Source organism: uncultured Paraglaciecola sp., from assembly GCF_913020055.1.
Classification (GTDB): Bacteria; Pseudomonadota; Gammaproteobacteria; order Enterobacterales; family Alteromonadaceae; genus Paraglaciecola.
Map to the genome: position 1 here is coordinate 1 of NZ_CAJWCF010000167.1, position 5,143 is coordinate 5,143.

The 5,143-nt window shown below is 40.7% G+C and carries 5 protein-coding genes; 2 read left to right on the forward strand and 3 right to left on the reverse strand.

Annotated features, from left to right (window positions below; genetic code table 11):
- The first annotated feature begins 63 nt into the window (after positions 1-63).
- The gene (gene mutH / locus QZ488_RS20985; protein ID WP_293752427.1) at positions 64-759 is read left to right on the forward strand and encodes a DNA mismatch repair endonuclease MutH; all 696 of its coding nucleotides are present in this window, start codon (positions 64-66) and stop codon (positions 757-759) included.
- 57 nt (positions 760-816) lie between these two features.
- Here mutH and QZ488_RS20990 read toward each other — a convergent pair whose 3' ends face one another.
- Both QZ488_RS20990 and QZ488_RS20995 read right to left on the reverse strand, forming a co-directional pair.
- Positions 817-2,247: an aldehyde dehydrogenase family protein gene (locus tag QZ488_RS20990; RefSeq protein ID WP_293752429.1), complete on the reverse strand. Its 1,431-nt coding sequence runs from the start codon at positions 2,245-2,247 to the stop codon at positions 817-819.
- A gap of 24 nt (positions 2,248-2,271) precedes the next feature.
- Positions 2,272-3,912, reverse strand: a complete 1,641-nt coding sequence (locus tag QZ488_RS20995) for an acetolactate synthase large subunit (RefSeq protein WP_293752431.1) — start codon at positions 3,910-3,912, stop codon at positions 2,272-2,274.
- Between the two features lie 675 nt (positions 3,913-4,587).
- Between QZ488_RS20995 and QZ488_RS21000 the strand changes: the two genes are divergently transcribed.
- Entirely contained in the window at positions 4,588-4,815 is a 228-nt protein-coding gene (locus QZ488_RS21000) for a hypothetical protein (protein ID WP_293752433.1), read from the forward strand.
- A 169-nt stretch (positions 4,816-4,984) separates the two neighbouring features.
- Here the strand turns inward: QZ488_RS21000 and QZ488_RS21600 are convergent.
- Positions 4,985-5,143 (reverse strand): TRL domain-containing protein (locus QZ488_RS21600; RefSeq protein ID WP_366509087.1); only part of this gene is annotated, 159 nt, incomplete at its 5' end.

Consider the following 5,143-nt stretch of genomic DNA (forward strand, 5'->3'; position numbering starts at 1 on the left):
CTTCCATAAACTACCGTGTATTCAAAGGAATAAAAAAAGTATTCGACAAGTAAAAATGCACAAATGAAAATGTTTAGCATGCCAAAAGACGAACCTAGATCTATCAATGAGCTAATGCAAAGAGCTGAAGCACTGGCAGGCCTAACTCTAGGTGAAGTCGCCGAACTAGCGCGTATAAAAGTTCCTAAAGACTTCAAACGTGAAAAGGGTTGGACAGGTCAACTTATTGAACTGTGCCTTGGTGCCAGCGCAGGCTCGAAAACCCAGCAAGATTTCGCACAATTGGGAATCGAGTTAAAAACCATACCCATAGATGACAACGGCAAACCTTTAGAAACCACTTATGTATGTTTTGCGCCGCTTACCAATATCGCCGGCATAGAATGGCAAACCAGCAGCGTCAAAAATAAGATTCAAAAAGTGCTATGGGTGCCAATCGATGGCAGACGCGAAGTTGCCCCACAACACAGATGTATTGCGACTCCCTTTTTATGGTCGCCAGATATAGAACAAGGCAATCAATTACGAATCGACTGGGAAGAGTTGATGGAAATGATATCACTTGGTCAAATTGAAAATATTACAGCAAGGCACGGTCAATACTTACAACTACGGCCCAAGGCCGCAAATGGCAAAGTATTAACTAATGCTATTGGTAATAATGGTCAAATAATTAGCACCCGACCAAGAGGATTTTATTTAAGAAAAGAGTTTACTGAAAAAATCCTACAAAATTTTTTCAAGAACGAACAAACTTAGCGACAAACTTGGGAAATTCGCTCAAGTTTGTCGCCAAAAGCGGCTTGGTATTCAAGATTAGCTTGGGGTTCTTAATACCATTAGCCTAATCTCGGTCATATCTTCCATGGCAAAGGTTATGCCTTCTCTACCTAAGCCTGACTCTTTAACTCCGCCGTAGGGCATGTTATCTACTCGCCAGCTTGGTACGTCGCCGATCACTACACCACCAACATCTAGTTCGTCCCAAGCTTTATGAGCTTTATAGATATCTCTGGTGAATACACCTGCTTGCAAACCAAACTGGCTATTGTTGACTTCTTTTAGGGCTTCATCAAAATCACTAAATGAGCTGATGATGGAGACGGGTCCAAAGGCTTCTTCGGTATTGATAGCTGCATCATTTGGAACATTGTCCAATAAAGTAGCTTGCAACATGTTGCCATCACGTTTGCCGCCACATAATAAATTGGCACCAGCAGCAACGGCTTCTTGTACCCAATTATCCAAACGCGAGGCTTCTGACTCTGAAATCATAGGGCCAATGAATGTATCTTCATTCAGTGGGTCGCCATGGACCAGATTTGCCACTCGCTCGGTATAACGTTGTTTGAAGTCGTTGTATATTGACTCATGTACAATGACCCTTTGCACGCTGATGCAGCTTTGGCCAGATTGATAATAAGCACCAAATACGATACGTTCAATGGCATCGTCTAAGTCTGAATCCGCATCGACTATACAAGCTGCATTTCCGCCTAGCTCTAGGATGACGGGTTTCTTGCCTGCTTTTGCCTTTAGCTCCCAACCCACTTGAGGTGAACCAGTAAAACTAAGTAATTTAAATCGGTCATCGGTAGTGAATAAATCAGCTCCATCACGACTACAAGGCAAGATTGAAAAAGATCCTTTTGGTAAATCAGTCTCAGCCAAAATTTCTCCCATAATAAGGGCACCTAACGGCGTTCTGCTGGCTGGTTTAAGCACAAAAGCACAGCCAGTTGCTATAGCAGGAGCCACCTTATGTGCAGCCAAATTTAGCGGAAAATTAAAAGGCGAAATAAAAGAACATGGACCAATTGGCACACGTTTATACATGCCAGTATAACCTTTAGCACGAGGTGTTATTTCAAGGTTTATTACTTCACCATGCATTCGTACAGATTCTTCAGCAGCAATTCTGAAGGTATCAATTAACCTTGTTACTTCACCACGAGAATCTTTGATTGGTTTGCCTGCTTCAATACATAAAGCATGAGCCAACTCATCAAACCTTTCTTCGAAGCGTTTAACGCAGTGATTAAGAATATTCTGACGTTCGTAAGGCGCCATTTTGTTCAATAAAGGCTGGCTAGCTTCTGCTGCTGCAATAGCTTGGTCAATGACCTTAGCATCAGCAAGGGCAGTATGAGTCGCCACTTCGTTGGTGTATTTATTAGTTATCGCCAAGTCTTGGTTGGCAAATACGGCTTCATTAGCCAGATAATAGGGGTAAGCTTTAGCTAACATAAAAACTCCTTGGTAATATCTGGGTTAAATGGCTGCACTTCGCAAGCGCAATGTTTGATTTAAAGTTTCGTCATTGAGTGAATAATCCACTGGCACATCAATCAAGTGCACACCTGGTTCCGCCAAACATTTTTGTACCTGAGGTAATAATTCATCAGCCGCAGCAATACGCCAGCCTTTACCTCCGTAACTTTCGACGTATTTAACAAAATCTGGGTTGCCGTAATCTAACCCAAAATTTTCGAATCCCATGTTAGCTTGTTTCCATTTAATCATGCCGTAAGCATCATCACGGAGAATGATCACTACTACATGCAGTTTAAGTCGCACTGCAGTTTCCAACTCTTGGCTGTTCATCATAAAGCCACCATCTCCACATACAGAGATCACTGGTTTATCTGGATGTACCATCTTAGCCGCCAAAGCCGAAGGTAAACCTGCACCCATGGTCGCCAAAGCATTGTCTAGCAACAAGGTGTTTGGCAACGCTGCTGGATAATTACGAGCAAACCAAATTTTGTAAACGCCGTTATCTAGAGTGACTATGCCGTCATCTGGCATCGCCGTACGAATGTCTTTAACAAAACGTTCCGGTAAAATAGGGAAACGGTCATCGTTTTCACTTTCAGCTTTATGTGCCAGGTAAGCCTTATGCGCTGTAATGAAGAAACTAAAATCCCAGCTAGATTGTGCGACAACTTGTTCTTTCATTTGCCAGATAGTATTGGCTATATCACCAATTACTTCTAGTTGTGGGAAATACACGGGGTCAACAGCTGCTGGCTCAAAATTTATGTGTATTACCTGTCGCCCATCATCCTTCATAAAGAAAGGTGGCTTTTCTACCACATCATGGCCTACATTGATGATTAAGTCGGCGCTATCAATAACACGGTGTACAAAGTCACCTGCAGACAAGGCAGTATTGCCCATAAATAACTCTGCACTTTCATTAAGTACACCCTTACCCATTTGAGTTGTGACGTAGGGAATTCCTGTTTTATCTACTAACTCTTTAAGCATTTTGGAGGTTAGTTTACGATTAGCTGCAGCGCCGATAAGTAATAGAGGAGCCTTAGCAGCTTCAATCATTTCGATGGCTTTATTAATCGCTTTATATTCGGCAATAGGACGTCGACTCACACTAGCTGACAACAAGTGCGCAGTGGTGGCTTCCGCTGCAATGTCTTCAGGCAACTCGATGTGTGTTGCACCGGGGCGTTCATCATGAGCCAATCGAAATGCCTCACGAACTGCTGATGGGATGCGGTCACCACTGACTAATTGGGTGGTGTATTTTGTAATAGGGCGCATCATATCTACAGCGTCAATCACCTGGAAACGCCCTTGTTTACTGGTTTTAACTGGTTTTTGTCCAGTTATCATTAACATCGGCATTGCACCTAGTTGTGCATAGGCAGCAGGAGTTACAAGGTTGGTAGCTCCTGGACCGAGCGTCGACAAACATACCCCGACTTTACCGGTTAGTCGACCATAAGTAGCAGCCATAAAGCCAGCGCCTTGCTCATGACGGGTCAAAATGAGTTTGATTGGTGACTCTCGCAAAGATTCCAACAAGTCGAGATTTTCTTCACCTGGAATACCAAAGATGTATTCAACACCTTCTGCTTCAAGGGCCTTAATAAATAAATCAGACGCTTTCATGGGCGCTCCTATAGTTTTTATGGGTTATTAACCCACAACTATTGAGTTGTTAGAGTTAACAGAAATGTAAGGTCATGGCCTTAACTTGTTTTTCTACTTATATAATCTTTATGTTACTAGTGTAGGTAAAGTATAAAAAATCGATTAGCTAAATCATTTTTTATAATGCTTGACCAAATTTCAAAAATAATTAACCAATAAAAATAAGGTTTAAATCAGATTTCCACTGAGTTTCTTTCAAACAGAACTAAACGTTGGAAGACCAAGGTTGTTCTACTAAGCATTGCACTATGTCTAATTGCAACTGAGTTGTTCGCGCTTGGGTCAATAAGCTCGTTGCGGTATTTTCATTTTTTTGTTGTACAACCGAAGACCAATCAGTGACCAAATTTTTAATTTTTATGTAGATATGCTCTAATGAAATCAATTTTCACGGTGTGCCAACTTTTTGAGAAGCTATCTGGTAGCGTAAACATGTCGCCTCGGGAAAATAAGATAAAAAGTTAATGCTTTTCTGTCCCTAACTCGTTTATCGATAGCTGGATTATCAAATACGATGTCATCAAAATAATACATGATGTGCGTAAAAAGATATATTTGTTACGCTAATTGGCTCTAACCTAACAATAATATGCTAGAGTAATACTAATTTTTATATTTATTGCAGGTATTAATATGAAACAATTAGTTATATTTACAGCCATTACGGCTTCATTTTTATCTTTTAATGTTCATGCATTTGACTTTGATTCAATGTTTGATGATGCAGTAAAAATTGTCTCTGATGATACAACGGAAGTAAAAGAAAGCCTATCTGATGAGTCTAAAAACGATAAAAAAGAATCAGAAAAAGCCACCAGTAAAAAAGAAGAAACTGACACTAAAAAACAAGAAGTAAAGTAGGGCATTAATTTCTAACAAAGCCTAATATAACTTTGTTTACATTTTATGTATAAGTAGTCAGTCCCCACCCGGCCAGTCGGCAACCATATTAGGGCAGGACTAGCTCAGTACAAGGGTGCTAAAAGTAACCGATACACAGTTGCTTTTAGCACCAAGTAGCGATTATTAACTACCTTCCTGTCACAATCACACAGGTTTTTCCTACGAAAGGATAAAAGCCCTTTGTATGATAATCAACAGAAGCTACTTCTGATATATTACCTGCTTTTTTCGCAGCTTCAATAGATGCATCTCCTTTATTGATTAAACCAAGTGTAGTTGTAGCACA

Excerpts from the sequence above, each read along its gene's own strand:
- mutH (WP_293752427.1), top strand. The coding sequence starts at position 64 with ATGAAAATGTTTAGCATGCCAAAAGACGAACCTAGATCTATCAATGAG.
- QZ488_RS20990 (WP_293752429.1), bottom strand. The coding sequence starts at position 2,247 with ATGTTAGCTAAAGCTTACCCCTATTATCTGGCTAATGAAGCCGTATTT.
- QZ488_RS20995 (WP_293752431.1), bottom strand. The coding sequence starts at position 3,912 with ATGAAAGCGTCTGATTTATTTATTAAGGCCCTTGAAGCAGAAGGTGTT.
- QZ488_RS21000 (WP_293752433.1), top strand. The coding sequence starts at position 4,588 with ATGAAACAATTAGTTATATTTACAGCCATTACGGCTTCATTTTTATCT.